The sequence below is a fragment of the Pseudomonas sp. SC3(2021) genome, from assembly GCF_019856535.1.
GTDB lineage: Bacteria > Pseudomonadota > Gammaproteobacteria > Pseudomonadales > Pseudomonadaceae > Aquipseudomonas > Aquipseudomonas monsensis.
Genome location: NZ_CP082236.1, coordinates 3,477,501 through 3,502,691, shown reverse-complemented (window position 1 = coordinate 3,502,691; position 25,191 = coordinate 3,477,501). Strand labels below are relative to the sequence as shown.

Here is a 25,191-nt window from a genome sequence, read left to right as displayed (position 1 = left end):
GCCACCTCTTCACAGCGTTCGAGCAGCCGTCAGTTCCACAGGCCGATTTTTTCCAGCTCTTGCTTGAAGTTCTCGCGGGTGATCAGGGTGACGTCGTCCATCGCCGTGTACTTCGGCGGCTCTTTGCCGGTGGTGACCCACTCGTACATCATCTCGGCAGTTTTATAGCCTTCGATGTGCGGGCTCGGCAGCATCGAACCGAAGAAGCCGCTGTTGGGTTTCTTCAGCTCGCCGATGGCGTCAGTGCCGTTGATGCCGATGCCGATCACGTTGGCCGCCGCGAACCCGGCGGCTTCGGTGGCGCGCACGCCGCCGAGCACGGTGTTGTCATTCATGCCGCCGATGATCAGGTTCTTCGCCGCGCTCGGCAGCTTCACCAACGCCGAGTTGGTGGCGTCCATGCTGCCCGGCACGTCGAGGGTTTTCAGCGCCGCGAAGAGGATGTGATCCTTCGGCATACCGGCGTCTTCCAGGGATTTGACCGAACCGTCGGTGCGCTTCTTGCCAGTGTCGAGTTCGTTGTAGGTGTTGACCACCGCGTAGGTGTCTTTCCAGTCCCAGTTGCGTTTCTTCGCTTCGGCAACCATGGCGTTACCCTGCTTCTGGCCGACTTCGAACGCGGCCATGCCGAGGTACGGCACGTCTTCCATGAACTTGCCGTTGGCGTCGACGAAGCGGTCATCGACAGCAATCACTTTGAGGTCATTGAGTTTGGCCTTGGCCATGATCGCCGGGCCGAGCGAGACATCCGGCGGGCAGATGACAAAGCCCTTGGCGCCATTGGCCGCCAGGCTGTCGATGGCCGAGAGGGTTTTCTCGCCATCCGGCACGGCGATCTTGATCAGTTCAAAGCCCTTGTCCTTGGCGGCTTTTTCGGCGAAGGCCCACTCGGTCTGGAACCACGGTTCTTCCGCCTGCTTGACCAGAAAACCGATCTTCACGGTGTCGGCGGCGAGCAGCGCACTGCTCAGGCTGAACGCGGTGACCGCCAGGGCAGCACTGCACAGGGTACGAATCCCGAAACGACGTTTCATAAGCTGACTCCTTGTTATTTTTTTTGAGCAATGTTTGAAAAGCGTTAAAGCGTGTTCCTGCAAAACCTGTCGAAAATAGTCATATCGTATGATGATTGGATTTCAAACGGACTTATCCGCCTGAAAGCCGCTGCGTTCAGTCGTGGTACATCACCGAGCGCCCGCCATCGACGGTGATACACGCGGCGTTGATGAACGGCGCTTCATCACTGGCCAGGAACACCGCCGTCATCGCCACTTCGATCGGCTGGCCGATGCGCTTGGGCGGATGCAGATCGAGTGCGCGCTGGCGTTCGGCCTGCGGGTCGGCAAAGCCGTTCCAGTAATCAATGTTCAGTTGCGTCTCGATGTAGCCCGGGGCGATGGCGTTGACGCGAATGCCCTTCGCCGCGTATTCGATACCGAGGGCGCGGGTCAGTCCAAGCAGGCCGTGCTTGGCCACCGGGTACGGGAAGCAGCCGGGAATGATGTGGCTCGAATGGGTCGAGGCAATGTTGATGATGCTGCCGACACCTTGCTCAATCATCTGCGGCAGCACGGCCTTGCACCCGTACCAGGCGCCGTCGAGGTCGATAGCGAAGCAGCGATGCCAGTCGTCCTCGGTCATTTGCAACGGATCGCGGAACACATTGACTCCGGCGCAGTTGACCAGCACGTCGATGCGCCCGTGCCGCTCCACAGCCAGTCTGGCCATCGCATGCAGATCCTCCTGGCGCGACACGTCAGCCTTGAGCGCCTGCACGTCATGGCCCTGCTCGCGCCAGTGCGCGGCGACCCGCTCGACTTTCTCGGCCTGGATATCGCTGATCACCAACCTGGCTTGCTGCGTGGCGAACGCCGCGACGATGGCTTCGCCAATGCCTTGCGCGGCGCCGGTGAGCAGCACCACCTTGTTTTTCAGACGCTCGCCCTTCGGCGGTGCAGGCACCGGCGGCAGGGAAAGGGGTTCAGCCATGGATCAGGACTCCTGTTTCGCAGGCACAAAAAAACCGGGCATCTGCCGATGTCCGGTCTGGAAGGCGTGTGGAACGAAACAGGCAGGCGCCGCTGACGGCTGTGGGCCGTTGCAAGACGCGGACTCCGCTCGGGAGTGCGAGATGGATTCGCTGCATCACTTCACCTGTTTTGTTCTTTTTAAGTGTGAGTGCGTGTTACTGCTGGAGCCGACTATAAACCCGACCGACAAATAATCTCAATATATAATTTTGCATCCCATATTTTGGGATTTATCCCGCAAACCGGGAGCACGGTTTACCGGCCACCTCGACGCGCATCGACAACACCGCGCCGTCCAGCGGGTGGTTGAGCGGGCTATTGGCACTGGTGATGTACAGGGTTTTCAGGTCTTCACCGCCAAACACGCAACTGGTCGGTCGGCTGACGGGCAAGTCGATCTTGCGGTCAACGTCGCCATCCGGGGTCAGGCGCAACAGGCAACTGCCATCCCAGCGCGCATTCCACACGTAACCTTCGGCGTCCATCGCCGAACCGTCCGGGCCGCCGTGCTGATCGGGGCCGTACCAGACGTAAGCAGTGTCGAGGTTGCCGTCGGTGTGAATGAAATAGCGATAGAGCGTGCTGTCGAGGCTGTCACCGAACAGCAGCGTGGTGCCGTCATTGCTCCACAACAGCGTGTTGGGAATCCCCAGACCGCGCAGCAAGGGCGTCACACGTTGATCGGCATCGACCCGAAACAGACCGCCAGAGCGCCGAATGATCGGCAGATCCTCGCCCTGCTCGCCGATGTTGTTTTGCATGGTACTCAGCCACAGTCGACCCTGAGCATCGCAACGAGCCTCGTTAGCACGGTTGCCCGGTTGCGGGTCGGCGACGCAGAACAGGGTCAGGCGCGGTTCGAGGCCCGGGGAATCAAGGTCCAGGCGATAGACACCGCTGCTGAGGGTGACCAGGGCATCGCCGCTGGCACAGGGAATGAACGCGGACACGTGCTCCGGCATCTGCCAGATCTGCACGTTCTGGCCGATCAGCCGCAGGGCCTGTTTGCCGGCGATATCGACCCAGTACAACGCCTGGGTCGACGCGTCCCAGAACGGACCTTCACCAAGTCGGGCGCGGTGTTGGGTTACGGCGGTCCACGTCATGTTGAATCCTTCCTGTTGTTGTTTTTACTGTAGGGGCGAGCCTGCTCGCGATGGCGTCGGGTCAGTCGGGATGTCTGGCACTGATAAATCGCTATCGCGAGCAGGCTCGCGCCTACAGGGGGATTTGGGTTGTCAGCTGGCTTTTTTGTCGGCCATCACCTTCGGGTAGAAGCGCTTGATGGCCAGGTCGGCGTTATCAATCAGGGTCATGCACGCCCACACCCCGCGCGCCGAATCCCGGGCAGCGATGGCCTCGGCCATGTCCTTGTGGATCGGCAAGGTGCGGCGCAGCTCATCCGGGTCGGCAGCCGAGACCTCGAACGACACCGCCAGCAAGGCGCCGAGGGCCGGGACCATTTGCTCAATGAACTGGTTATGACTCGCCGCGAGAATGGACTCGTGAAACGACTGGTCGGCACGGTTGTAATCAATGCCGCTGTCCACGGCTCGCTCCAGGGCGTTGTAAGCCAGTTGCACCGTCTCGATCTGTTCCACGGTGGCGCGCTCGCAGGCCCAGCGCACGGCCATGGGCTCGATGGTGCGGCGCAGATCGAGCAAGTCATCGACGAAGTTTTCCGGCAAACCATTACGCGACAGCCAACCGACGACTTGCGGATCGAACAGGTTCCAGCGCCGTACCGGCAACACCCGCGTGCCGACCTTCGGCCCGACTTCGAGCATGCCTTTGGCCGCCAGGGTTTTGATCGCCTCGCGGATGACGGTGCGGCTGACGCCAAGTTGTTCACCCAAATCCGCTTCGACCTTGAGGGTCTGCCCCGGTTTGACCTGGCCAGCGGCGATCCAGCTGCCCAGCCAGTCGACGGTCGACACATGAAAGCTGCTGGACATGAACACCTCAAAGCGGTTCGCGATGGGTGTTCACGCTAATGATCATATGATTGGGTGTCAATCAGGATTTACTGCGGAAACGCAAAACAAATGCAGCAGGCTCACTCCTGCAGATTTTTTTGTTTTGGATCAGGGTTCGAGGCCGATGCGGAAGAACTCGCCGCCGCTCCACACACCAAGCCAGCGTTGGCCATCGACTTCACGACTGACCGCCAGCTCCACCAGTTGGTAGAACACATTGCGATGGATCAGCGCTTCAAGGTTGGTGCGCACATGCACATACGGCGCCGGTTCCTGTGTCGCCGGGTCGATCTCGACGCGGATTGGATGCTCGGGCCCGGCCTCGGTCGTCTCATCGACATTGGTGGTAAATCGCAGCACCTGCGCTTCACCCTCGCCTTCGACTTCCACGGTGATCGCCACGAACGGCGCATCATCGACCTTGATCCCGACCTTCTCGACCGGGGTGATCAGGAAGTAATCATCGCCGTCGCGGCGCATGATCGTGGAGAACAATTTGACCATCGGCTTGCGCCCGATCGGCGTACCCAGGTAATACCAGGTGCCGTCGCGGGCGATGCGCATGTCGATGTCGCCGCAGAAATCCGGGTTCCACAAGTGCACCGGCGGCAGGCCTTTGGTTTTGGGGATCTGTCCCAACAGGTCATTGGCTTTTTGCGGGCCACTCATGGCGTTCTCCTTGGCTTATTGGTCGCCGACTCCCAGCAGGCTGCGCGCGTATTGCGCCAGTGGCGGGCCGATCAGGTCTTCAGGCTTGTTGTCGTGGAACGTCAGTAAACCGCCACGACTCTTGATCCGTGCAGTATCAATCAAATACTGGGTGCTGGTCTCGATCAACATGATCTGAATCACCCCGCCGTCGATGCCCACGCGATCCACGGCTTCCTGATCGAGCCACTCGTCGGAGTTGCCGATGCGGTCGTCAGCCTTGGCAAAACGGGTGTACAGCAAATAATGCGCGCCAGCATCGCGGGCTTCGCCCATCGCCTGATCGAGGCCTTCCGGCGCACGGGCGCGACGAACCATCGGGAAGTATTCCACAAAGCCCTTGAAGGCTTCTTCGGCGACCACGTTCGGCCGTGGATAGGAACCACCCGGCGGTGCGAACGAACCCTGGGCGATGTAGATGAACGAGTCCGGCTGAATGCGGAAGTTGTTCACCCGGCGGCTGTCGCTGTGATCCAGCAGCCCCGCGTCGCTCATCTGATAGCGAGTGCCCTCGGCCATATCGCTGACAGTCATACAGCCGCCAAGCGCCAAAACGGCCAGCAGCAAAACCAGGCTACGCATCCTCATCCTCCAGAAGCCGGTGACGGAAAACCGGCGAATGGCCGTTGAATGCAGCTTTTGCGCCAGCTCACAGAAATCTACAGGTATCGAATTTGAAATGAGGCTTTTGTGGCGAGGGAGCTCAGCCGCCAATAATCTTCATGACCGTCGCGCCACCGGAAAAAGCCACTTCCTGCTTGTCACCCAACGCCTTGACCAGCAGGCGCTGTAACGCCGGCAGAGCCTGATGGCGCGGCTTGTCGAGCAGATCGCCGACATAGTGGCGGTTGCTCGACGACAGGCAGCCATGCAGCCAACCGGTGGACGACAGGCGCAAACGCGAGCACGTCCGGCAGAATGGCACGCTTTCATTGGCGATTACGCCGAAGTGACCGACGCCCGGGATGGCATAACGCACAGCGGTGGCGTCCACCGGCGCATCGGCCTGGGCGTATTCGTAGCGCTCGCCAATCAGGCTCAGCAGTTGCTGCAGGCTGACAAACTGTTGCAGGAAGGCATTGGAGTCGGTGGCGAGGTGGCCCATGCGCATCAGCTCGATGAAGCGCAACTCATAGCCACGTTCCAGGCAGTAATCGAGCAGTGGCATGACCTGATCGAGGTTCTGCCCGCGCAATGGCACCATGTTGACCTTGATCTTCAGCCCCGACGCTTTCGCCTGGTCCATGCCGTCGAGCACGCTCGCCAGATCGCCGCCACGGGCGATGCTGCGGAACGCACCGGCGTCAAGGGTATCGAGGGACACGTTGATCCGGCGCAGACCGGCATCCACCAGCAGCGGCAGTTTCTTTGCGAGGAGTTGGCCATTGGTGGTCAGGCTGATGTCTTCCAGCCCCATCCGGCCGACGGCAGTCATGAATGACTCGAGTTTGGGGCTGACCAGCGGCTCGCCACCGGTGATGCGCAAGCGCTCGATACCGGCGGCTTCTATCAGATACGCCACACCGCGTGCCATCGCTTCGGCCGACAGCTCATCCTGCGCAGCCACCAGCCGCTTGCCGTTGGGCACGCAGTAGGTACAGGCGTAATTGCAGGCGGAAGTCAGACTGATCCGCAAATTGCGAAAACGCCTGCCTTGACGGTCAACGATCATGATCACTCCGGCGATAGAAATTCGAGCCGCTAAAACTTGACTCACAAATCAAGTTTTAGCAAGCCCTATGCCTGAGTATATTCCTGCGGTACTGCGTCATGTAGCGAAATCATGGCGCCATCAGGTCGCTGAATGATTCAGCTGCTCGGGGTTTCCGGGTCGCGCTTGCGCTTGTTGCCCATCCGCACGCCGATGTCCATCAGAAACTGGAAGAAACCTTCCTGATCTTCCAGCACATTGCTCCAGAACGGCGAGTGATACAGCGCGACCGCGCCGTGCACCAGCGCCCAGGATGCGCAGTAGTGGAAGTACGGCGGCACGTCTTCGAGCTTGCCTTCGCTGATGCGGCCCTTGATCAGCAGGGTCAGGCGTTCGAAGTTCGAGGCACGGATCTTGTGCAGCTCCTCGACCATCTCCGGCACCTGATTGCCTTTGACCACCTTCTCTTCGAGGCGGTCGAACAGGCGATAGCGCTGCGGGTCGCGCATGCGGAATTCGAAGTAGGCACGGGACAATGCTTCCTTGTCCTTGTCGACATCGGCCGAATGCAGCAGCTCGTTCAAATCGCGCTCGTAATCGAGCATCAGCCGCAGATATATCTCGGCCTTGGACTTGAAATGCTTGTAGATCGTGCCTTTGCCGATACCCACGGCATCAGCAATCATCTCGACGGTGACACTGTCTTCACCTTGATCGAGGAACAGCTTGAGCGCGGTATCGAGAATTTCTTGCTCGCGGCGACGAAACTCACGGACCTTACGAGGTTCTTTGTGCATAAGAAAAGGTCTGAAGGGTCAAAATTCGAAGCCGCGTATTATGCCTAACTTGCACAAAAATGCACGGATCATCCGACCATATCTGTGTTTCCCGTTCGTTTTGAGAACGATTAGGACGCAATGAGAACTCAACCGAAGCGAACGTATTCCAAATTTGTTTAAAAACCCCGACCGGCTAACTGGACTGAACGCCAGACTGATCAATACTTGAACTGTCGGGCGGCATCTCCCCCAAGTGCCGCGCCGATAAAGGTACCAAGGGACCGCGTGCCTTTGTTTTACTCCTAATGGTCTTAACCCGGATTCACCCCCCAGAACCCGGGTTTTTTTTGCCTGCGATTTGATGATCGCTCACCAGCAGGCGCTGCCGCAGGCTGCAATCTTTTGACTTTATCTCCCAAGAGCAAGATCAACCGATCACAGCCTTCGGCAACGCCTACATGGCAGATTTGACAGAGGCCAGCGGGAACAGCCGCTTGAAATTTTCAGTGGTCTGCTCGGCAAACCGCTCGTAGTTTTCCCCACGCAACATCGCCAGGAACTCCGCCACTTCGCGCACGTATTGCGGCAGGTTCGGCTTGCCCCGATAAGGAATCGGCGCCAGATACGGCGAGTCGGTCTCCACCAGCAGGCGATCCGCCGGAACCTTGCTCGCGACGTCGCGCAGCGCATCGGCATTGCGGAACGTGACGATGCCCGACAGGGAAATGTAATACCCCATGTCCAGCGCCGCCTTGGCCATGTCCCAGTCTTCGGTGAAGCAATGCAGCACACCGGCCTGAGGCAGTGCCGCTTCGCGCAGCAGCTCAAGGGTATCGGCACGGGCGCCGCGAGTATGGATGATTACCGGTTTGCCGGTCTGCCGGGCGGCTTGCAGGTGCAGGCGGAAGGATTGCTGCTGCAACTCGGCAGCTTCCGGCTCGTAGTGGTAGTCCAGACCGGTTTCACCGATCGCAACCACTTTCGGGTGATTGAGTTCTTCCAGCAGCCAGTCCAGCGCCGGGGCCGCGCCAGGTTGCACGTCCAGAGGATGCACGCCGACCGAGCAATCGACGTCGGCATAACGCTCAGCCAGGGCTTTCACATCGGCAGCATTATCGGCACTCACGCCGATGCACAGAAAGTGCCCGACCCCGCGTGCGCGCGCTGCGTCGAGTGCGGCATCCAGCGAGCCGTCATGGGCGGCGAGGTCGAGGCGATCAAGGTGACAATGGGAATCTACGAGCATAAAAACACGGCTACTTACATCGTATGGGTGGGACGGTCGGACTTCAGGGCTCCGGCCAGATGGGTTTCGATGCGACTGCGGGCGGTGTTGTCGCCCTCGTTGAACTGCACGCCGACACCGGCAGCGCGATTGCCCTGCGCGCCCTTGGGCGTGATCCAGGTGACTCGGCCGGCGACCGGAATCTTTTCGGCCTCGTCCATCAGGTTCAGCAGCATGAACACCTCATCGCCCAACTTGTAGCTTTTGTTGGTCGGGATGAACAGGCCACCGTTCTTGATGAAAGGCATGTAGGCGGCATAAAGCACCGACTTGTCCTTGATGGTCAGAGACAAGATGCCGTTACGCGGCCCCGGGCTGGCGGGTTCATTCATGATGACCTCCACTGCTGATGTTCAGAGTCTAGGTACACATTCTTATCTTTGACCAGGCAATCCCGCCCATTGCACCAAGAGCGCCTCCAGCAGCAGGGCCGGATTGAGGTTGGCCTTGCTCAGGACTTTCTGGCGCTGGGCGAGAATCCAGTCCTGGATATCGAGCACTTTACCCTGGGCACTTTTCTGCGCCAGGTACTGCACGACCTTGCGCATATCGGTCAGGCCGAGGCCGGTTTCATCCTGAGTCAGTTGATAGCGCAGGATCAGGCTCGACCAGTCGCAGAACCAGTCGAACAGGCGCAGCATCGGAATGTTTTTCCATTCCTCGGCCAGTTGCGTGGGGGATTGCTGTTGCTTGAGCAGCTTCTTTACGCCTTCGACCACTTGCGCGCGTTGTTCGCGCACGCCTTGCGACTGCAGGCTGACCGCCGCCAAAGGCGAACCGGCCGCCAGCGTCAGCAGTTCGACACGCTCTTCTGCGGAACAGTCCGGCAATGCCTGGGCCAGCCATTGCAGGCTCATCGCCTCACCCGGCAGCGGACAGGCCTGCTGCACGCAACGACTCTTGATCGTCGGCAACAAACGGCTCGGCTGGTGACTGACCAGCAGCAGCACGGTATTGCCGGAGGGTTCTTCAAGACTCTTGAGCAAGGCGTTGGCAGCATTGATGTTCATCGACTCGACCGGCTCGATCAACACCACTTTGCGCCCACCCAGCTGCGCGGTCTGCACCACGAAGCTGACCAGATCACGCACTTGATCAACCTTGATGGCCTTGTCGGCCTCTTCCGGTTCGAGGATGTAATTATCGGGGTGACTGCCGGCCTTGAGCAGCAGGCAGGATTTGCACTCGCCGCAAGCCTCAGGCGTCGGGCGCTGGCACAGCAGGCTGGCCATCAAGCGTTCGGCCAGCGCACGTTTGCCGATGCCGGCCGGACCATGCAGCAGGTAGGCGTGGGCGTGCTGGCTACGTCCGGCCAGTTGCTGCCAGAGGCTGTCCTGCCATGGATAGGCCTCAGCCACGGCTCAGCTCCAGCAAATTCGGAATCAGGGTATCCAGCGATTGTTGAACCTTGGCCAACGGCTGACCGGCGTCGATCCGCACGTAGCGCGCAGGATCGGCTTCGGCACGTTTGAGGAACGCGTTACGCACGGCCTCGAAAAATGCCCGGCCTTCCAGCTCGAAACGATCCAGACGGCCACGGGCACTGGCGCGGGCCAGGCCGATTTCCACCGGCAGATCGAAAATCAGCGTCAGGTCCGGACGCAGGTCACCCTGCACGAAGGTTTCCAGCGTGGCGATCCGCTCCAGCGATAAACCACGGCCGCCGCCCTGATAGGCGTAAGTCGAATCGGTAAAACGATCACACAGGACCACGGCGCCGCGGGCCAGTGCCGGGCGAATCACTTCGGCCAGATGCTGGGCACGCGCCGCGAACACCAGCAGCAACTCTGTATCCGGGTTCATGACTTCGTCGGCCGGGGCCAGCAGCACGTCGCGAATCCGTTCAGCCAGGGGCGTACCGCCGGGCTCACGGGTCAGCAACACCTCGACACCTGCGGCGCGCAGGCGCTCGGCGAGGTATTCACGGTTGGTGCTTTTACCGGCGCCTTCCGGGCCTTCCAGGGTAATAAACAAGCCAGTCACAGGCAGTCCTTAATCAAAGTCATTGCGCGTTTTTCGGGGCGGCGGCTTCCGGTTCCGGCGCGGGCTGCGGCGGCGTAACCGGTGGCAGTGCTTGCGGTGCGGTGTCCGGTGATGCCGCAGGAATCGCTTCCTCGGTTGTCGGAGCTGCTTCAGGCGCAGTCGCCGGCGCCGGGCTCGAACGGTAATCGGCACGTCGCTTGAGCTGGAACTCGCGCACGGCACTGTTATGCGCATCCAGATCATCGGAGAACACATGGCTGCCATCGCCACGCGCCACAAAGTACAGACTGGTGCCGTCGACCGGATTCAGCGCGGCGTGAATCGCTTCACGCCCGACCATTGCAATCGGCGTCGGCGGCAGACCGGGAATCACGTAAGTGTTGTAAGGCGTCGGCTCCTTGAGATGGGCACGGGTCAGCTTGCCCGTGTAGCGATCGCCCAGCCCGTAAATGACCGTCGGATCGGTCTGCAACTGCATGCCCAGGGCCATACGGCGCACAAAGACGCCGGCAATTTCCCCGCGTTCCTGTGGCACTCCGGTCTCCTTTTCGACCAGCGAGGCCATGATCAGCGCTTGATAGGGCTCGGTGTAGGGCGCATCGGCGGAGCGTTTTTCCCACTCCCTGGCCAGCACTTCATCGAGTCGATCGAACGCCTTCTTCAGCAGCTCGGCATCAGACATCCCGCGCACGAAGCGGTAGGTATCCGGGAAGAACCGCCCTTCCGGGAACACCCCTTTGTGACCGATCTTTGTCATGACGTCGCTGTCGCTCAAACCGTTGAGGGTCTGCTCGATCTTTTCGTCTTTCGCCAACGCGGCGCGCACTTGATGGAAATTCCAGCCTTCGACCAGGGTCAGGCTGTACTGCACCACTTCACCGCGCTTCCACAAGTCGATCAGGCCGTTGACGGTCATGCCCGGCTGCATGCGGTATTCACCGCTGTGGATCGGCGTGCCGGCGAGATTGAAGCGCCAGTAAATCCGCAACCAGAAGGCATCCTTGATGACGCCATCGGTTTCGAGTTCGAGGAAAGTACGGGTCGGGGTCGAGCCTTTCGGCACATCCAGCAGTTCTTCCTGCGTGATGTTCAGGGGCTGTTCCAGTGCGGAGTGAATCTTCCAGGCGCTGGCGCCCATCAGCAGCCCTGCCAGAACCAGTCCGGTTTCCAGCAGCAGCAAAAGTTTACGTCTCACGAATCAGGCATCCAGTAGGGCGCGGGCAATGGCTTGCAGTTTACGGGTGAGCGGGCCAACCGGCCAGCTCAGCGCAGCATAGGCACGAACCGGCCAGACGCCATACACGCTGTTACAGACAAAAACTTCATCAGCCCATTGCAGCTGTTCGAGGCTGATATCGGCGATTTGGGTGGGAATGGCCAGTGACTCGGCCTGAAACAATATTTCGGCACGCATCACGCCGGCGACACCACAGCGCTTCAGATCCGGCGTGATCAGCACCCCGTCGCGCACCACAAAGACATTGCTGAACACTCCTTCGATGACGCGACCGGCCTGATCGAGCATCAAGCCTTCGGCGTGTTCGCTGTCCTGCCATTCGGCACGGGCGAGAACCTGTTCCAGTCGATTGAGGTGTTTGAGCCCGGCAAGCAACGGCTGCTTTGATAAACGCGTGCTGCACGGAAACAGGCGGATGCCTTGTTCAGCATGAACCACCGGATAAGCCGCAGGAGGATTGCCTTGCAGAATGCGTCGGCCAGACGCCGTCGGATCCGGCGCGTAACCGCGCAAGCCGTCGCCACGGGTGAGGATGAGCTTGAGCACGCCCTCGCCCATCGCCGCCGCATAAACGAGCAGTTCGTGGCGAACCTGATCGAAGTCCGCCGCGATGGCCAGGCGCGCACAGCCATCGGCCAGACGCGTCAGGTGGCGATCCAGCAACAGCGGCTGGCCGCTGCGCACGGCGATGGTCTCGAACAGACCGTCGCCGTAAGCCAGGCCGCGATCTTTCAGCGACAGAGTGTCAGCCGGTTGACCGTCGACCCAACTGTCCATCAGCCTGCGAACCGGCGGAATGCCAAGGTGCCATTGGTGCCGCCAAAACCGAAGGAGTTGGACAGCACGACATCAATGTCCATGTTGCGCGCTGTGTGCGGCACGAAGTCGAGATCGCAGCCTTCGTCCGGCTCATCGAGGTTGATGGTCGGGGGCGCCACCTGGCTGTTGATCGCCAGCACGCTGAAGATTGCCTCGACCGCACCCGCCGCACCCAACAGGTGACCGGTCATGGATTTGGTGGAGCTGACCGCCATTTTGTAGGCATGGTCACCGAACACGGACTTGATCGCGTTGGCTTCGGCGAGGTCACCAGCTGGGGTCGAAGTACCGTGGGCGTTGATGTATTGCACTTGATCGACGTTGATCTTCGCGTCGCGCAATGCATTGGTGATGCAGCGCGCAGCACCGGCGCCATCGGCGGGTGGCGAGGTCATGTGGAAGGCATCGCCACTGGTACCGAAACCGATCAGCTCGGCATAGATGGTCGCGCCGCGTGCCTTGGCGTGCTCCAGCTCCTCGAGGACCAGGGCGCCGGCACCATCGGACAGGACGAAACCATCACGGCCCTTGTCCCACGGACGGCTGGCGCGGGTCGGCTCGTCGTTGCGGGTCGACAGCGCACGGGAGGCACCGAAGCCGCCCATGCCGAGGCCGCAAGCAGCCATTTCGGCACCGCCGGCAATCATCACGTCGGCTTCGTCGTACATGATGTTGCGCGCCGCCATGCCGATGCAGTGCGTACCGGTGGTGCACGCGGTGGCAATGGCGTAGTTAGGCCCCTGTGCCCCCAGATGGATGGACAGGAAACCGGAAATCATATTGATGATCGAGCCTGGCACGAAGAATGGCGAGATTCGACGCGGACCCGTTTCATGCAGGGTACGGCTGGTTTCTTCGATGTTGGTCAGACCGCCAATGCCCGAACCCATGGCCACGCCAATGCGTTCACGGTTGGCATCGGTGACTTCCAGACCGGCATTGCGCACGGCTTGAAAGCCTGCCGCGAGACCGTACTGGATGAACAGGTCGAGCTTGCGCGCTTCCTTGACCGACAGGTATTCCTCGACATTGAAGCCCTTTACCGAGCCGCCAAAGCGGGTGGAATAGGCAGAAAGGTCGGTGTGTTCGATCAGACCAATGCCACTGCGGCCAGCCAGAATGCCCTGCCAACTGCTCGGCACATCCGTGCCCAGTGGCGACAACATACCCATACCGGTGACTACGACGCGTCTACGCGACACAGCACTCTCCTTTTTCAAATGACGATTTTGCATCAGGCCTAAAGAAAAAACCGCACGCCATGATGGCAGTGCGGTTTTTCCATGACAGCAAACAACGATTACAAACTATTACGCCTGGTGGCTAGTAACGTAGTCGATTGCAGCTTGTACAGTAGTGATCTTCTCAGCTTCTTCGTCAGGGATTTCGGTCTCGAATTCCTCTTCCAGAGCCATCACCAGCTCAACGGTGTCAAGGGAGTCGGCACCCAGGTCTTCTACGAAGGAAGCGGTGTTGACCACTTCTTCTTCTTTAACACCCAGTTGCTCGGCAACGATTTTCTTGACGCGCTCTTCGATGGTGCTCATACCTTGTTTTCACTCCTAATGGACAAATTCAGGCAGCTGGCCAGTGGGTAAGTGTATAGAAAGACTTTTCAGCTTTTCAACTGAAAGCTTCACTCCTCAAACCCTGCGGCCCTCTGCCTATAAATAGATTGCAGCTTTATAACGGATTTTAGACAGCTCGTATGACATTTTTTTGAAGCAATCCGTCACATTTTACTTACATGTACATCCCACCGTTCACCGGGATTGTAGCCCCGGTGACGTATGCCGCACCGTCGGATGCAAGAAAAGCGACCACAGATGCGATCTCTTGAGCCTGCCCCAGACGACCCAGCGGAATCTGCGTCTGCAAGGCTTCACGCTGTGCTTCAGGCAGTTCACGGGTCATATCGGTGTCGATGAACCCAGGGGTCACCGAGTTGACCGTAATCGAACGAGAACCGACTTCACGCGCCATCGCCCGGCTGAAACCTTCCAGACCGGCCTTGGCGGCTGCATAGTTTACTTGGCCTGCGTTGCCCATGGCACCCACCACCGAGCCAATACTGATAATTCGACCCCAACGCGCCTTGGTCATGCCGCGCAGAACGCCCTTGGACAGGCGATACAGACTGTTCAGGTTGGTATCGATCACGTCGTACCACTCGTCGTCTTTCATGCGCATCATCAGGTTATCGCGGGTGATGCCGGCGTTATTGACCAGGATCGCCGGCGCACCGAACTGCTCCTGGATGCTCGCCAGCACCTTGCTGACCGATTCGTCGCTGGTGACGTTGAGTTCCAGACCGGTGCCCTGAATGCCGTGCTCTTTCAGCGTGGCGGCAATTGCCTCGGCACCTTTGGCGGAGGTCGCGGTACCCACGACGATGGCGCCCTGACGACCCAGTTCCAGCGCGATAGCCTGGCCGATACCGCGGCTTGCACCGGTGACCAGTGCAACTTTACCTTGCAGACTCATGCAAGCTTCTCCTGATTCAGGCTTGCGCTGCGCGAGCGGCAGCGAAAGCGTCTGGGGTATTGAGATTGGAAGTCGAAACGCCTTCGGCGCAACGTTTGTTCAGACCGGCCAGGACTTTGCCCGGGCCGCATTCGACCAGACTGGTCGCGCCTTTGGCGGCCAGGGTCTGGACCGATTCAACCCAGCGCACTGGCTTGTACAGTTGTTCGAGCAGATCACGCTTGAGGGTTTCCAGATCGGCCGGCACTTGCGCGCTGACGTTCTGTACCACCGGGATCTGCGGCGCCTGCCAGTCGATGGCGGCGATGGATTCGGCAAAGCGCTCGGCGGCCGGACGCATCAGTTCGCAGTGCGACGGCACGCTCACCGGCAGCGGCATGGCACGCTTGGCGCCACGGGCCTTGCAGCCTTCGATGGCGCGCTCAACGGCCGCCTTGGCACCGGCGATGACCACCTGGCCCGGCGAGTTGAAGTTGACGGCGCTGACCACCTCGCCCTGCGCTGCTTCAGCACAGGCCGCCAGTACGTCGGCATCTTCCAGACCGAGAATGGCCGCCATGCCGCCCTGCCCGGCCGGAACCGCTTCCTGCATCAGTTGACCACGGCGCTCGACGAGCTTCACCGCGTCAGCCAGCGTCAGGCTACCGGCAGCGACCAGCGCGCTGTATTCACCCAGGCTGTGACCGGCAACAAAGGCCGGACGCGCGCCGCCTTCCGCCAGCCACAGACGCCACAGGGCGATCGAAGCGGTCAGAATGGCCGGTTGGGTTTTATCGGTTTGATTGAGCAGCTCTTCCGGACCCTGCTGGGTCAGCGCCCACAGGTCATAGCCCAGAGCCTCAGAGGCTTCTTTGAAAGTTTCGAGGATCAACGGATATTCCGCGCCCAGCTCGGCCAGCATGCCGAGGGACTGCGAACCCTGTCCTGGAAAGACGAATGCGAGGGAAGCAGACATGTAACAAGCCCCTAATGATCTTGTCGTCGAAAAATGACGCCCCACGTGGGGACGCAAGAAACTGACAGTTGGATGGCCCTTTGAACCGGGCGGTCACATTTAAGCATTGTCCGACGAAAACGCCTAAGACAACAAATCCTCCAGACGACCATGAAGGCGCTCGGGAAGATTTTCCTGGATCTCGATCAAGGCCCGTTGAATTGCACTCTGAAAACCCTGAACCCCGGCCGAACCGTGACTTTTCACCACGATGCCCTGCAGACCGAGAAAACTTGCGCCGTTGTGTCGCGCCGGCGCCAGATCGGCCTGCAAGCGCTTCATCAATGGCAACGCCAACGCCCCGACAACCCGGGACGCGAGGTTTTTCCTGAACAGCGCCTCGATGCGCGCCGCGATCATCGTCGCCAGGCCTTCGCTGGACTTGAGCAGGATATTGCCAACAAAACCGTCACACACCACCACGTCCGCTTCGCCGCGATACAGGCCATCGCCCTCGACGAAACCGATGTAATTGATACCTCGCGCCGCCTGCAACAAAGTCGCTGCCAGCTTGACCTGCTGGTTACCCTTGATGTCTTCGGTGCCGATATTGAGCAACGCCACTCGTGGCCGGGCAATCCCCAGCGTCTGCGCTGCCACCGACCCCATCACCGCGAACTGCAGCAGATGCTCGGCACTGCAATCGACATTGGCGCCCAGGTCGAGCAACTGGCAATAACCCGTCTGCGTCGGAATCGCCGCTACCATCGCTGGTCGATCAATACCCGGCAACGTCTTGAGCACGAAGCGCGACAACGCCATCAGCGCCCCGGTATTACCGGCACTGACACAGGCCTGAGCCTTGCCATCACGCACCAGTTCAAGGGCGACACGCATCGACGAATCCGGCTTGCCACGCAAGGCCTGGGTCGGTTTTTCGTCCATGGTGATGACTTCGGACGCCGGAACAATCGTCAGGCGCGCGCGATCGGCAGCCGATTGGCCGTGGATCAATTCTTCAAGGAGGGAGGGTTGACCGACGAGGGTCAGGTGCAGCGAGGGCGTAGCAGAAAGGCAAGCAAGGCTGGCCTGAACAATGCTGCGGGGACCGAAGTCCCCGCCCATTGCGTCAATCGCGATGACTTGAGCGGACAAGTGATTACTCGTCAGCGCCCTTGTCGATCACTTTACGGCCACGGTATACGCCTTCTGGCGATACGTGGTGACGCAGGTGAACTTCACCAGTGGTTTTTTCTACAGACAGAGTGCTAGCCTCGAGAGCGTCGTGCGAACGGCGCATGTCACGGGCAGAGCGGGATTTTTTGTTCTGCTGAACAGCCATAATTGATTAACTCCTAAACGTTTGGGTCACGCTTTAACTGCGCCAATACACTGAACGGGTTGGACCGCGTTACCTCGTCCTCGCTCGATACGGGTTCATCTGCTCCCGCCGGCTGCTGGCATTCTTCCGGATGATGAGCAGGCACAATGGGCAAGGCGAGCAGAAGCTCCTCCTCGATCAGTGACTGCAGATCCAATGGATCTTCGCCCAGTTCCAGCACGTCATAACCTTTCGGTAACGACTGGGTATTCGCACCCTCCTTCACTACAGCGTAACTGCATTCGCTGTGGATCGGCAGGGTGACCAGCTCAAGACAACGCTGGCAAACCATTTTGACTTCGGTGTCGATAAAGCTGTGGATCACCACAGATTTACGTTCATCTCGTTCAAAAACGAATTTGGCCTGCACCGTACCGACATTGTCGGAAAGCGGGTCGCAGAGTCTCTTCAAATCGGCCAGCAGCAGTTCACCTTGAAGGGTGGTGCCACGGTCAGCCAATTTGCGCGGGTCAACGTGAGGTGGAATCGGGTCATTCAACATAGGCGCAGCATTATAGGGATGCACCCACCCATGTCAAAGGAAATTGTGCCCTGTCCGTCACTTGCGTGCCTCCGCTAGAATTCGCGCCTGCCTCAGGAGACGCCAATGCTGCCTTTATTACTTGCTTCAAGCTCGACTTATCGCCGGGATTTGCTCGCCCGCCTGCACCTGCCGTTCGTCTGCAGTTCGCCGGATATCGACGAAAGCCATCGTCCTGGCGAATCAGCCATCGAACTGGTCAAACGTCTCGCCGAACAGAAAGCCCGGGCACTGGCCGCCAGCCACCCCGACCATCTGATCATCGGCTCTGACCAGGTCGCCGTGCTTGGCGAGCAGATCATCGGCAAGCCGCACACCTTCGACAAGGCCTGTGAACAATTGATGGCCGCCAGCGGCGCAAGCGTGACCTTCCTGACCGGCCTGGCCCTGCTTAACAGCCAGACCGGCCAATGCCAGGTCGACTGCGTGCCGTTCACCGTTCACATGCGCAAACTGGACCAGGCTCGCGTTGAGCGCTACCTGCGCATCGAACAGCCTTACGACTGCGCTGGCAGCTTCAAGGCTGAAGGGCTGGGCGTGAGCCTGTTTCAATCCACCGAAGGGCCTGACGCGACCAGCCTGATCGGCCTGCCGTTGATTCGCCTGATCGACATGCTGCTGGCCGAAGGCGTACAGATCCCTTAAAGCAAAAGATCGCAGCCTGCGACAACTCCTACACCGACCTCTGTAGGCGCTGCCGCAGACTGCGATCTTTTGACTTGAAACGAATTAACGCAACGAAGGCCCGTGGAAACCCATCCACATCGCCAACTGCTCAGCCACACTGGCACCCAGCTTCTTCGAGAAGCGATCAAACGGCGATTCCTGAACGGTGAAATCCACCAGCTCTTTCTCGCCGATCACATCCCGCGCCACCGAACTGGCGTTACCCAGGCCATCAATCAGCCCCAGCGGCAGCGCCTGCTCACCGGACCAGACCAGCCCGGAGAACAGCTCCGGATGCTCTTTGTCCTTGAGGCGATCGCCGCGCCCCTGCTTGACGCTGTTGATGAACTGCTTGTGCGTGGTGTCCAGCACGGTCTGCCAGAACGCCGTCTCGTCAGCTTTCTGTGGCTGGAACGGATCGAGGAACGACTTGTGCTCACCCGAGGTATACGTACGACGCTCGACACCCAGCTTGTCCATCGTGCCAACAAAGCCGTAACCCGCCGCCGTCACACCGATGGAGCCAACCAGACTGGCCTTGTCGGCATAGATCTGATCCGCCGCACTGGCGATGTAATAGGCACCGGACGCCCCGAGATCGGAAATCACCGCATACACCTTGGTGTCCGGGTGCAGACCCCGCAGACGCTTGATCTCGTCATACACGTAACCCGACTGCACCGGACTGCCGCCTGGACTATTGATGCGCAGGATCACACCCTTGACCTTCTTGTCCTCGAAGGCCGCCCGCAGACTGCCGACGATATTGTCAGCGCTGGCCGGCTCCTTGTCGGCGATCATGCCGGTGATGTCGATCAGCGCTGTGTAGTTCGAAGAACGGGTGGCGCTTTTTTCCATATCCATCAGCGGCGTGAACAGAATCAGCGCAACAAACAGATAAACAAACGTCAGCAGCTTGAAGAAAATCCCCCAACGCCGCGAACGACGCTGTTCCTGCACGCCGGCCAGCAGGGTTTTCTCCAATAGTTTCCAGCTTTTCTCGTCACCGTCGTCGGCACTTGCCTTGGCCGGTGCTTTCCATTCGTCGGTCATGCGCTGTACCCCAGCAAAAACGTATTAAGCCTGCTGCCCCAGCCAGGCGTGCAATTCACTAAACCGGTCGATCGACAGGCGCGGCTCGAACTGCTGCAGCGATTCAATCGACTGCGCGCCATAACTCACCGCCACAGATGCCATGCCCGCGTTACGCGCCATCAACAGGTCGAAGGACGAATCCCCTACCATCAACGCCTGCTCGGGGCGCACACCGCAATGCGCGAGAATCTGCTCAAGCATCAGCGGATGCGGCTTGCTCGCAGTCTCGTCGGCGGCGCGAGTGATATCGAAATAGTCTTCCCAGCCATTGGCCTTGAGCACCCGATCCAGTCCGCGACGATTCTTGCCGGTCGCGACTGCCAGGTGATAGCCCTGCTCGCGAAACGACGCCATCGACTCGACTACGCCATCGAACAACGGCGAAGGCACGGCTTCTGCCGCGATGTAGTGATCGGCGTAATACTCGCGAAACAAGGTCATCTCGGTATCGCTGATGTCCGGATACAAGGTGCGGATCGCCTCGGGCAAGCCCAGGCCGATGATGCCTTTGACGGCAAAATCATCACGCAACTCGAAACCGGAACGCGCGGACGCAGAGTGCATCGCCTCGACAATCCGACCAATGGAATCGGCGAGGGTGCCGTCCCAATCGAAAATCAGCAGTTTGCAATCAGATGGGCGCACTCAATCGCTCCACGGTCTTGGCCCACATTTCATCGACCGGTGCCTGCAACTTGAGTTCACCGCCATCGGGCAGCGGCACGGTCAGCATGTAAGCGTGCAGGAACAGGCGTTTGCCGCCCAGATCTCGGATTTCCTTGCTGAAACCGTCATCGCCATACTTGGTGTCGCCGGCAATGCAGTGCCCGGCGTGCAACGTGTGGACGCGGATCTGGTGCGTGCGGCCGGTGATCGGCTTGGCCTCGATCAAGGTGGCAAAGTCGCCAAAGCGACGCAGGACCTTGAACACGGTCACCGACTCCTTGCCCTCCTCCTCATCGACCTCGACCATGCGCTCGCCGGAGCGCAGATTGCTCTTGCCGAGCGCCGCACGGACTTGCTTGATCGAAGTTGCCCAGTTGCCGCGAACCAGCGCCATGTAGCGCTTGTCGACGCCGTCACCGCGCAATGCGGCGTGCAAGTGCCGCAACATGCTGCGTTTCTTGGCGATCATCAGCAGGCCGGAGGTATCCCGGTCAAGTCGGTGAACCAGTTCCAGCTCCTTGGCATCCGGGCGCAACTGACGAAAGGCTTCGATGACGCCGTAATTCAAGCCGCTGCCGCCGTGAACCGCAATGCCGGCAGGCTTGTTGATCACGATCAGGGCTTTGTCTTCGTAGACAATCGAGGCTTCCAGACGCTGCAACAAGCCTTGCGCCAGAGGCACCGGTTCGTCGCGCTCAGGCACGCGAACCGGCGGCACGCGCACGATATCACCGGCCTGCAGCTTGTATTCGGGCTTGATCCGCCCCTTGTTCACACGCACTTCGCCTTTACGCAAAATGCGGTAAATCAAGGTCTTGGGCACGCCTTTGAGCCGGGCGAGGAGAAAGTTGTCGATTCGTTGGCCGGCATACTCCGGCGAGACTTCAAGCAGTTGAACGCCTGGAGTCGAAGGGGCAGTAGTTGTCATGCCGCGGATGATAACAATTTTTATGGATTTGAAGCACTTAATCATTGCTGCTATAGTCGCGAACGCCGCCAAAAGCGGCCTGGACAGCGGAACCACGGTCAAAAACCGGCCCTGACCAACGCAATTCACCAGGACGCGAGGCCGTCCTACGGGGCTTTCGCTACGTAACGGTGGAGTTTGCAGTTGTAACAAGCGCAGGTGACATGAGGCCTGAATTACACCGTCGAGCAGAGTTTTCACTCGCCTGACAGGCAAATATTCGAGGCCAGTTCACAAAGTGCAGTCAGCTGCAGATGACCCCGAGCGAATGTTTCGGAAACATCGCCTGAATTAGCCATGATGCGTGACCTCCCCTTTCGGAGCTCACGGTAAATGCCAACCCGCTGCGGATTCTGCGCGCGGCAGCACCCGAATTATCAGGGATACGTGTAGGGTGGAGATGCACAACCGCCGGACTGTGTAGCAATAGGCTTTATCAAGACGCTTCATCTCGTCCACAGCCGCTGGTTGATTCCTCCTCCTGACTGAGTGCTTATGTAGCCACAGCAAGCAGGACGCGTACGTCGCGGTATCGGCCCAATTGGCCTGACATCGCTGGACACGGGAATGGCCAACCATTCCCGACGCACCTGACACCGACCGTGAGAAGTCGTGTGTGCCGAACGCCGTTTCCGGCAGCCCGGAAACCGACGGTACTACATGAAAAGAATGCTGATTAACGCAACTCAACCCGAAGAGTTGCGTGTTGCACTGGTAGATGGCCAACGCCTCTACGACCTGGACATCGAATCCGGTGCACGCGAGCAGAAGAAGGCCAACATCTATAAAGGCCGTATCACTCGCATCGAACCAAGCCTTGAGGCTGCCTTTGTCGATTTCGGCTCCGAGCGCCACGGCTTCCTGCCCCTCAAAGAAATCTCCCGCGAATACTTCAAGAAAGCCCCTGAAGGCCGCGTCAACATCAAGGACGTCCTGAGCGAAGGCCAGGAAGTCATCGTTCAGGTCGAAAAAGAAGAACGTGGCAACAAGGGCGCCGCCCTGACCACCTTCATCAGCCTGGCCGGTCGTTACCTCGTGCTGATGCCGAACAACCCGCGTGCCGGCGGTATCTCCCGTCGCATCGAAGGCGAAGAGCGCAACGAACTGCGTGAAGCGCTGAACGGCCTGGTGGCACCAGCCGACATGGGTCTGATCGTGCGCACTGCCGGCCTTGGCCGCAGCAGCGAAGAAATGCAGTGGGACCTCGATTACCTGCTGCAACTGTGGACCGCCATCAAAGAAGCCTCGCTGGATCGCTCCGCGCCTTTCCTGATCTACCAGGAAAGCAACGTGATCATCCGCGCCATCCGCGATTACCTGCGCCAGGACATCGGCGAAGTGCTGATCGACAGCGTTGAAGCACAGGACGAAGCCCTGACCTTCATCCGCCAGGTGATGCCGCAGTACGCCAGTAAGATCAAGCTGTACGAAGACAGCGTGCCGCTGTTCAACCGTTTCCAGATCGAAAGCCAGATCGAGACCGCGTTCCAGCGTGTCGTCGAACTGCCTTCCGGCGGCTCCATCGTTATCGATCCGACCGAAGCCCTGGTGTCCATCGACATCAACTCGGCGCGCGCCACCAAAGGCAGCGACATCGAAGAAACCGCCCTGCAGACCAACCTTGAAGCGGCCGAAGAAATCGCCCGTCAGTTGCGCCTGCGCGACATCGGCGGCCTGATCGTCATCGACTTCATTGACATGACCCCTGCCAAGAACCAGCGCGCCGTGGAAGAGAAAGTCCGCGAATGCCTGGAAGCCGACCGCGCTCGCGTGCAGATCGGCCGCATCTCGCGCTTTGGCCTGCTGGAAATGTCCCGTCAGCGCCTGCGTCCATCCCTGGGCGAAAGCAGCGGCATCGTCTGCCCGCGTTGCAACGGCACCGGCATCATCCGTGACGTTGAATCGCTGTCGCTGGCCATCCTGCGCCTGATCGAAGAAGAAGCCCTGAAAGACCGCACTGCCGAAGTGCGCGCTCAAGTGCCGATTCCGGTCGCCGCGTTCCTGCTCAACGAAAAACGCAACTCGATCACCAAGATCGAACTGCGCACCCGTGCCCGTATCGTCATCCTGCCGAACGATCACCTCGAAACGCCGCACTTCGAAGTTCAGCGTCTGCGTGACGACAGCCCGGAAGCCGCGACCAACCAGTCCAGCTACGAGATCGCTGCTGCCGCTGCCGAAGTCGAAGAAGTCCAGCCAGCCGCCGCGACCCGCACCCTGGTTCGCCAGGAAGCTGCGGTCAAGACTGCACCGGCCCGCGCCAACGCTCCGGTGCCGACCGAAGTCGCCGCACCTGCGGCTCCAGCACCGGCACCGGTTGCCGCGCCAGAGCCAAGCCTGTTCAAAGGCCTGGTGAAATCGCTGGTCAGCCTGTTCGCCACCAAGGAAGAGCCAGCCGCTCCGGTCGTGGTTGAAAAACCGGCCACCGAGCGTCCGGCCCGCAATGAAGAGCGTCGCAACGGTCGTCAGCAGAGCCGCAACCGTAATGGTCGCCGCGATGAAGAACGCAAGCCGCGCGAAGAACGTGCGCCACGTGAAGAACGTGCACCGCGTGAGCCGCGTGAAGAACGCGCCCCACGTGAAGCCCGTGAAGTCCGCGAGCCGCGTGAAGCCCGCAGCGAAGCACCAGCCGCCCGCGAGGAACGCGCACCACGCGCTCCGCGTGAAGAACGTGCACCGCGTGCCCCACGTGAAGACCGCAAGCCACGTGGCGAGCGTGAAGAGCGTGTGCGTGAACTGCGCGAACCTCTGGACGCCGCTCCTGCCGCTCCAGCCACCGCCGCTGCAGCTGTCGTTGCCGAAGAGCGTCCGGCTCGTCAGCCGCGTGAAGAGCGCGCGCCGCGTCCGCCGCGTGAAGAGCGTCAGCCACGTGCCGAGCAGGCCGCTGCTGCCGTTGCCGAAGAAGAAGTGACTACGAACGAAGAGCAACTGCCGGAAGACGGTCAGGACACCGCCGAAGGCGATCGTCCGCGTCGTCGCTCCCGTGGTCAGCGTCGTCGCAGCAACCGTCGTGAGCGTCAGCGTGATGCCAACGGCAACGTAATCGAAGGTTCGGAAGAATCCGAGTCTGGCGAAAACGCTGAAGCACCAAGCACTGCCGATCTGGCTGCCGGCCTGGCCGTCACCGCCGCTGTTGCCAGCAGCGTGATCAGCGCTCCGGCTGAAGCACAGGCTCACGAGCAAGCCGAACGCGCCACCGCCGCCACCCTGGAAACCGCTCCAGCGGAAGCGCCGGTTGTCGAAGCGACTACGCCGGTGGAAGTGATCGCCGCTCCGGAAGTCGAAGTGGCACCGGTTCGCGAAGCTCAGCCTCAGGTTGAAGCTGCTGCCGAGCCTGCGCCGGTTGTCGAAGCCCCAGCTATGGTGGCAGAGCCGGTTGTTGAAACCGTCGCTGAAACCGTGACTGAAAGCGTGCGTGAAGTTCGTGAAGAACAAACCGCATTCAACTGGGTGGCCGAGCCTGCCGTCGCTGAAACCCCGGCGCCGGTTGTCGAGGCCCCAGCCGCTGAAGAAGCCAAGGCTGCCGAACCCGTAGTGGAAGCCGTTCAACCTGCTCCAGCGCCAGTGGTTGAAGCGCCGGTTGTCGAAGCGCCCGTGGTAGCCGAAGCTCCGGCCCCGGTGGTTGAAGCTGCAGCACCGGTCAGCGCCCTGACGCCAAACGGTCGCGCGCCTAACGATCCGCGTGAAGTGCGTCGTCGCAAGCGTGAAGAAGAGCGTCTGGCCAAAGAAGCCGAACTGGCTGCTGCGGCAGCTCCAGCGGTCGCTGCTGAAGTAGTCGAGGCAGCCCCTGCCCCGGCCGCAGAGGAAGCTGTCGTTGAGTCGGTGATTGCTGAAGCACCACGCTCCGTTCAGGACGCGGTCGAGCAGCACGAAGTGGCCCAGGAAAAAGAACACGAGCCTAAACCGCTCGTCTGATTCCAACAGCCAGTAAAAAGCCCCGCCTGAGCAATCAGGCGGGGCTTTTTTTTGCCTTCATTTTCGACATCACT

Annotated in this window: 26 protein-coding genes; 2 read left to right on the top strand and 24 right to left on the bottom strand. The window is 60.1% G+C overall.

All coding sequences use genetic code 11. The annotated features are described in order from the left end of the window. Nucleotides 1-29 precede the first annotated feature (29 nt). From K5Y35_RS15660 to K5Y35_RS15560, 21 genes are all read right to left on the bottom strand, one after another. A complete protein-coding gene (locus K5Y35_RS15660) occupies nt 30-1,034 on the bottom strand; it encodes a substrate-binding domain-containing protein (RefSeq protein ID WP_123466760.1) in 1,005 nt (334 codons plus the stop codon). 136 nt (nt 1,035-1,170) lie between these two features. Next, entirely contained in the window at nt 1,171-1,989 is an 819-nt protein-coding gene (locus K5Y35_RS15655; protein ID WP_123466762.1) for an SDR family oxidoreductase, read from the bottom strand. 271 nt (nt 1,990-2,260) lie between these two features. After that, a complete protein-coding gene (locus K5Y35_RS15650) occupies nt 2,261-3,136 on the bottom strand; it encodes an SMP-30/gluconolactonase/LRE family protein (protein WP_222832304.1) in 876 nt (291 codons plus the stop codon). 132 nt (nt 3,137-3,268) lie between these two features. Next, nucleotides 3,269-3,985 carry a FadR/GntR family transcriptional regulator gene (locus K5Y35_RS15645; protein ID WP_222832303.1) on the bottom strand — a complete coding sequence of 239 codons (717 nt, stop codon included), beginning with the start codon at nt 3,983-3,985 and terminating at the stop codon, nt 3,269-3,271. Nucleotides 3,986-4,114: 129 nt separating this feature from the next. Continuing rightward, nucleotides 4,115-4,675 carry a DUF1285 domain-containing protein gene (locus tag K5Y35_RS15640; protein ID WP_123466770.1) on the bottom strand — a complete coding sequence of 187 codons (561 nt, stop codon included), beginning with the start codon at nt 4,673-4,675 and terminating at the stop codon, nt 4,115-4,117. A 15-nt stretch (nt 4,676-4,690) separates the two neighbouring features. Then, nucleotides 4,691-5,296 carry a DUF4823 domain-containing protein gene (locus tag K5Y35_RS15635; RefSeq protein WP_123466772.1) on the bottom strand — a complete coding sequence of 202 codons (606 nt, stop codon included), beginning with the start codon at nt 5,294-5,296 and terminating at the stop codon, nt 4,691-4,693. A gap of 121 nt (nt 5,297-5,417) precedes the next feature. Then, entirely contained in the window at nt 5,418-6,386 is a 969-nt protein-coding gene (locus tag K5Y35_RS15630) for a GTP 3',8-cyclase MoaA (RefSeq protein WP_222832302.1), read from the bottom strand. Between the two features lie 137 nt (nt 6,387-6,523). Next, complete coding sequence (locus K5Y35_RS15625; protein ID WP_007908276.1) at nt 6,524-7,162, bottom strand: TetR/AcrR family transcriptional regulator; 639 nt, start codon at nt 7,160-7,162, stop codon at nt 6,524-6,526. 436 nt (nt 7,163-7,598) lie between these two features. After that, the gene (locus K5Y35_RS15620) at nt 7,599-8,390 is read right to left on the bottom strand and encodes a TatD family hydrolase (RefSeq protein ID WP_123466776.1); all 792 of its coding nucleotides are present in this window, start codon (nt 8,388-8,390) and stop codon (nt 7,599-7,601) included. A 14-nt stretch (nt 8,391-8,404) separates the two neighbouring features. Then, nucleotides 8,405-8,761 (bottom strand): PilZ domain-containing protein, encoded by a 357-nt coding sequence (locus K5Y35_RS15615; protein ID WP_123466778.1) that lies wholly within the window; start codon nt 8,759-8,761, stop codon nt 8,405-8,407. A 42-nt stretch (nt 8,762-8,803) separates the two neighbouring features. Continuing rightward, nucleotides 8,804-9,787, bottom strand: a complete 984-nt coding sequence (locus K5Y35_RS15610; RefSeq protein ID WP_123466780.1) for a DNA polymerase III subunit delta' — start codon at nt 9,785-9,787, stop codon at nt 8,804-8,806. Beyond that, nucleotides 9,780-10,412: a dTMP kinase gene (gene tmk / locus K5Y35_RS15605; protein WP_123466782.1), complete on the bottom strand. Its 633-nt coding sequence runs from the start codon at nt 10,410-10,412 to the stop codon at nt 9,780-9,782. Before tmk ends, K5Y35_RS15610 begins: the two co-directional genes overlap by 8 nt. Nucleotides 10,413-10,431: 19 nt before the next feature. Further along, nucleotides 10,432-11,607 carry an endolytic transglycosylase MltG gene (gene mltG / locus K5Y35_RS15600; protein ID WP_128615501.1) on the bottom strand — a complete coding sequence of 392 codons (1,176 nt, stop codon included), beginning with the start codon at nt 11,605-11,607 and terminating at the stop codon, nt 10,432-10,434. A 3-nt stretch (nt 11,608-11,610) separates the two neighbouring features. Beyond that, a complete protein-coding gene (gene pabC, locus K5Y35_RS15595) occupies nt 11,611-12,426 on the bottom strand; it encodes an aminodeoxychorismate lyase (RefSeq protein ID WP_128615502.1) in 816 nt (271 codons plus the stop codon). Continuing rightward, nucleotides 12,426-13,670: a beta-ketoacyl-ACP synthase II gene (gene fabF / locus K5Y35_RS15590; protein WP_123466788.1), complete on the bottom strand. Its 1,245-nt coding sequence runs from the start codon at nt 13,668-13,670 to the stop codon at nt 12,426-12,428. The genes pabC and fabF overlap by 1 nt, the downstream gene beginning before the upstream one ends. Before the next feature lie 108 nt (nt 13,671-13,778). Then, on the bottom strand, nt 13,779-14,015 hold the full coding sequence (gene acpP / locus K5Y35_RS15585) for an acyl carrier protein (RefSeq protein WP_003175607.1): 237 nt from the start codon (nt 14,013-14,015) through the stop codon (nt 13,779-13,781). Nucleotides 14,016-14,211: 196 nt separating this feature from the next. Continuing rightward, nucleotides 14,212-14,952, bottom strand: coding sequence for a 3-oxoacyl-ACP reductase FabG (gene fabG, locus K5Y35_RS15580; RefSeq protein ID WP_123466790.1), 741 nt, complete (start codon nt 14,950-14,952; stop codon nt 14,212-14,214). Between the two features lie 16 nt (nt 14,953-14,968). Further along, nucleotides 14,969-15,907: an ACP S-malonyltransferase gene (gene fabD, locus K5Y35_RS15575; protein ID WP_123466792.1), complete on the bottom strand. Its 939-nt coding sequence runs from the start codon at nt 15,905-15,907 to the stop codon at nt 14,969-14,971. A 123-nt stretch (nt 15,908-16,030) separates the two neighbouring features. Beyond that, nucleotides 16,031-17,041, bottom strand: a complete 1,011-nt coding sequence (gene plsX, locus K5Y35_RS15570) for a phosphate acyltransferase PlsX (protein WP_186744935.1) — start codon at nt 17,039-17,041, stop codon at nt 16,031-16,033. Between the two features lie 4 nt (nt 17,042-17,045). After that, on the bottom strand, nt 17,046-17,228 hold the full coding sequence (gene rpmF, locus K5Y35_RS15565; protein WP_003179396.1) for a 50S ribosomal protein L32: 183 nt from the start codon (nt 17,226-17,228) through the stop codon (nt 17,046-17,048). A 13-nt stretch (nt 17,229-17,241) separates the two neighbouring features. After that, the gene (locus K5Y35_RS15560) at nt 17,242-17,769 is read right to left on the bottom strand and encodes a YceD family protein (RefSeq protein WP_123466796.1); all 528 of its coding nucleotides are present in this window, start codon (nt 17,767-17,769) and stop codon (nt 17,242-17,244) included. A 105-nt stretch (nt 17,770-17,874) separates the two neighbouring features. On the opposite strand from K5Y35_RS15560, the gene K5Y35_RS15555 reads away from it, so the two are divergent. Then, nucleotides 17,875-18,453, top strand: a complete 579-nt coding sequence (locus K5Y35_RS15555; RefSeq protein WP_222832301.1) for a Maf family protein — start codon at nt 17,875-17,877, stop codon at nt 18,451-18,453. Between the two features lie 84 nt (nt 18,454-18,537). On the opposite strand, the gene K5Y35_RS15550 is transcribed toward K5Y35_RS15555, so the two are convergent. Genes K5Y35_RS15550 through rluC form a run of 3 tightly spaced genes read right to left on the bottom strand, consistent with a single transcriptional unit; the run spans nt 18,538 to nt 21,163 of the window. After that, complete coding sequence (locus K5Y35_RS15550; protein WP_123466800.1) at nt 18,538-19,527, bottom strand: S49 family peptidase; 990 nt, start codon at nt 19,525-19,527, stop codon at nt 18,538-18,540. A gap of 24 nt (nt 19,528-19,551) precedes the next feature. Beyond that, a complete protein-coding gene (locus tag K5Y35_RS15545; protein ID WP_123466802.1) occupies nt 19,552-20,214 on the bottom strand; it encodes an HAD-IA family hydrolase in 663 nt (220 codons plus the stop codon). Next, a complete protein-coding gene (gene rluC / locus K5Y35_RS15540) occupies nt 20,201-21,163 on the bottom strand; it encodes a 23S rRNA pseudouridine(955/2504/2580) synthase RluC (protein WP_007950779.1) in 963 nt (320 codons plus the stop codon). Before rluC ends, K5Y35_RS15545 begins: the two co-directional genes overlap by 14 nt. A 699-nt stretch (nt 21,164-21,862) precedes the next feature. On the opposite strand from rluC, the gene rne reads away from it, so the two are divergent. Further along, the gene (gene rne / locus K5Y35_RS15535) at nt 21,863-25,117 is read left to right on the top strand and encodes a ribonuclease E (protein WP_222832300.1); all 3,255 of its coding nucleotides are present in this window, start codon (nt 21,863-21,865) and stop codon (nt 25,115-25,117) included. Nucleotides 25,118-25,191 lie beyond the last annotated feature (74 nt).

What these genes read in the sequence shown, in the direction of transcription:
- K5Y35_RS15660 (WP_123466760.1), bottom strand. Translation starts at nt 1,034, where the DNA reads ATGAAACGTCGTTTCGGGATTCGTACCCTGTGCAGTGCTGCCCTGGCG.
- K5Y35_RS15655 (WP_123466762.1), bottom strand. Translation starts at nt 1,989, where the DNA reads ATGGCTGAACCCCTTTCCCTGCCGCCGGTGCCTGCACCGCCGAAGGGC.
- K5Y35_RS15650 (WP_222832304.1), bottom strand. Translation starts at nt 3,136, where the DNA reads ATGACGTGGACCGCCGTAACCCAACACCGCGCCCGACTTGGTGAAGGT.
- K5Y35_RS15645 (WP_222832303.1), bottom strand. Translation starts at nt 3,985, where the DNA reads ATGTCCAGCAGCTTTCATGTGTCGACCGTCGACTGGCTGGGCAGCTGG.
- K5Y35_RS15640 (WP_123466770.1), bottom strand. Translation starts at nt 4,675, where the DNA reads ATGAGTGGCCCGCAAAAAGCCAATGACCTGTTGGGACAGATCCCCAAA.
- K5Y35_RS15635 (WP_123466772.1), bottom strand. Translation starts at nt 5,296, where the DNA reads ATGCGTAGCCTGGTTTTGCTGCTGGCCGTTTTGGCGCTTGGCGGCTGT.
- K5Y35_RS15630 (WP_222832302.1), bottom strand. Translation starts at nt 6,386, where the DNA reads ATGATCGTTGACCGTCAAGGCAGGCGTTTTCGCAATTTGCGGATCAGT.
- K5Y35_RS15625 (WP_007908276.1), bottom strand. Translation starts at nt 7,162, where the DNA reads ATGCACAAAGAACCTCGTAAGGTCCGTGAGTTTCGTCGCCGCGAGCAA.
- K5Y35_RS15620 (WP_123466776.1), bottom strand. Translation starts at nt 8,390, where the DNA reads ATGCTCGTAGATTCCCATTGTCACCTTGATCGCCTCGACCTCGCCGCC.
- K5Y35_RS15615 (WP_123466778.1), bottom strand. Translation starts at nt 8,761, where the DNA reads ATGAATGAACCCGCCAGCCCGGGGCCGCGTAACGGCATCTTGTCTCTG.
- pabC (WP_128615502.1), bottom strand. Translation starts at nt 12,426, where the DNA reads ATGGACAGTTGGGTCGACGGTCAACCGGCTGACACTCTGTCGCTGAAA.
- acpP (WP_003175607.1), bottom strand. Translation starts at nt 14,015, where the DNA reads ATGAGCACCATCGAAGAGCGCGTCAAGAAAATCGTTGCCGAGCAACTG.
- fabG (WP_123466790.1), bottom strand. Translation starts at nt 14,952, where the DNA reads ATGAGTCTGCAAGGTAAAGTTGCACTGGTCACCGGTGCAAGCCGCGGT.
- fabD (WP_123466792.1), bottom strand. Translation starts at nt 15,907, where the DNA reads ATGTCTGCTTCCCTCGCATTCGTCTTTCCAGGACAGGGTTCGCAGTCC.
- rpmF (WP_003179396.1), bottom strand. Translation starts at nt 17,228, where the DNA reads ATGGCTGTTCAGCAGAACAAAAAATCCCGCTCTGCCCGTGACATGCGC.
- K5Y35_RS15560 (WP_123466796.1), bottom strand. Translation starts at nt 17,769, where the DNA reads ATGTTGAATGACCCGATTCCACCTCACGTTGACCCGCGCAAATTGGCT.
- K5Y35_RS15555 (WP_222832301.1), top strand. Translation starts at nt 17,875, where the DNA reads ATGCTGCCTTTATTACTTGCTTCAAGCTCGACTTATCGCCGGGATTTG.
- K5Y35_RS15550 (WP_123466800.1), bottom strand. Translation starts at nt 19,527, where the DNA reads ATGACCGACGAATGGAAAGCACCGGCCAAGGCAAGTGCCGACGACGGT.
- rluC (WP_007950779.1), bottom strand. Translation starts at nt 21,163, where the DNA reads ATGACAACTACTGCCCCTTCGACTCCAGGCGTTCAACTGCTTGAAGTC.
- rne (WP_222832300.1), top strand. Translation starts at nt 21,863, where the DNA reads ATGAAAAGAATGCTGATTAACGCAACTCAACCCGAAGAGTTGCGTGTT.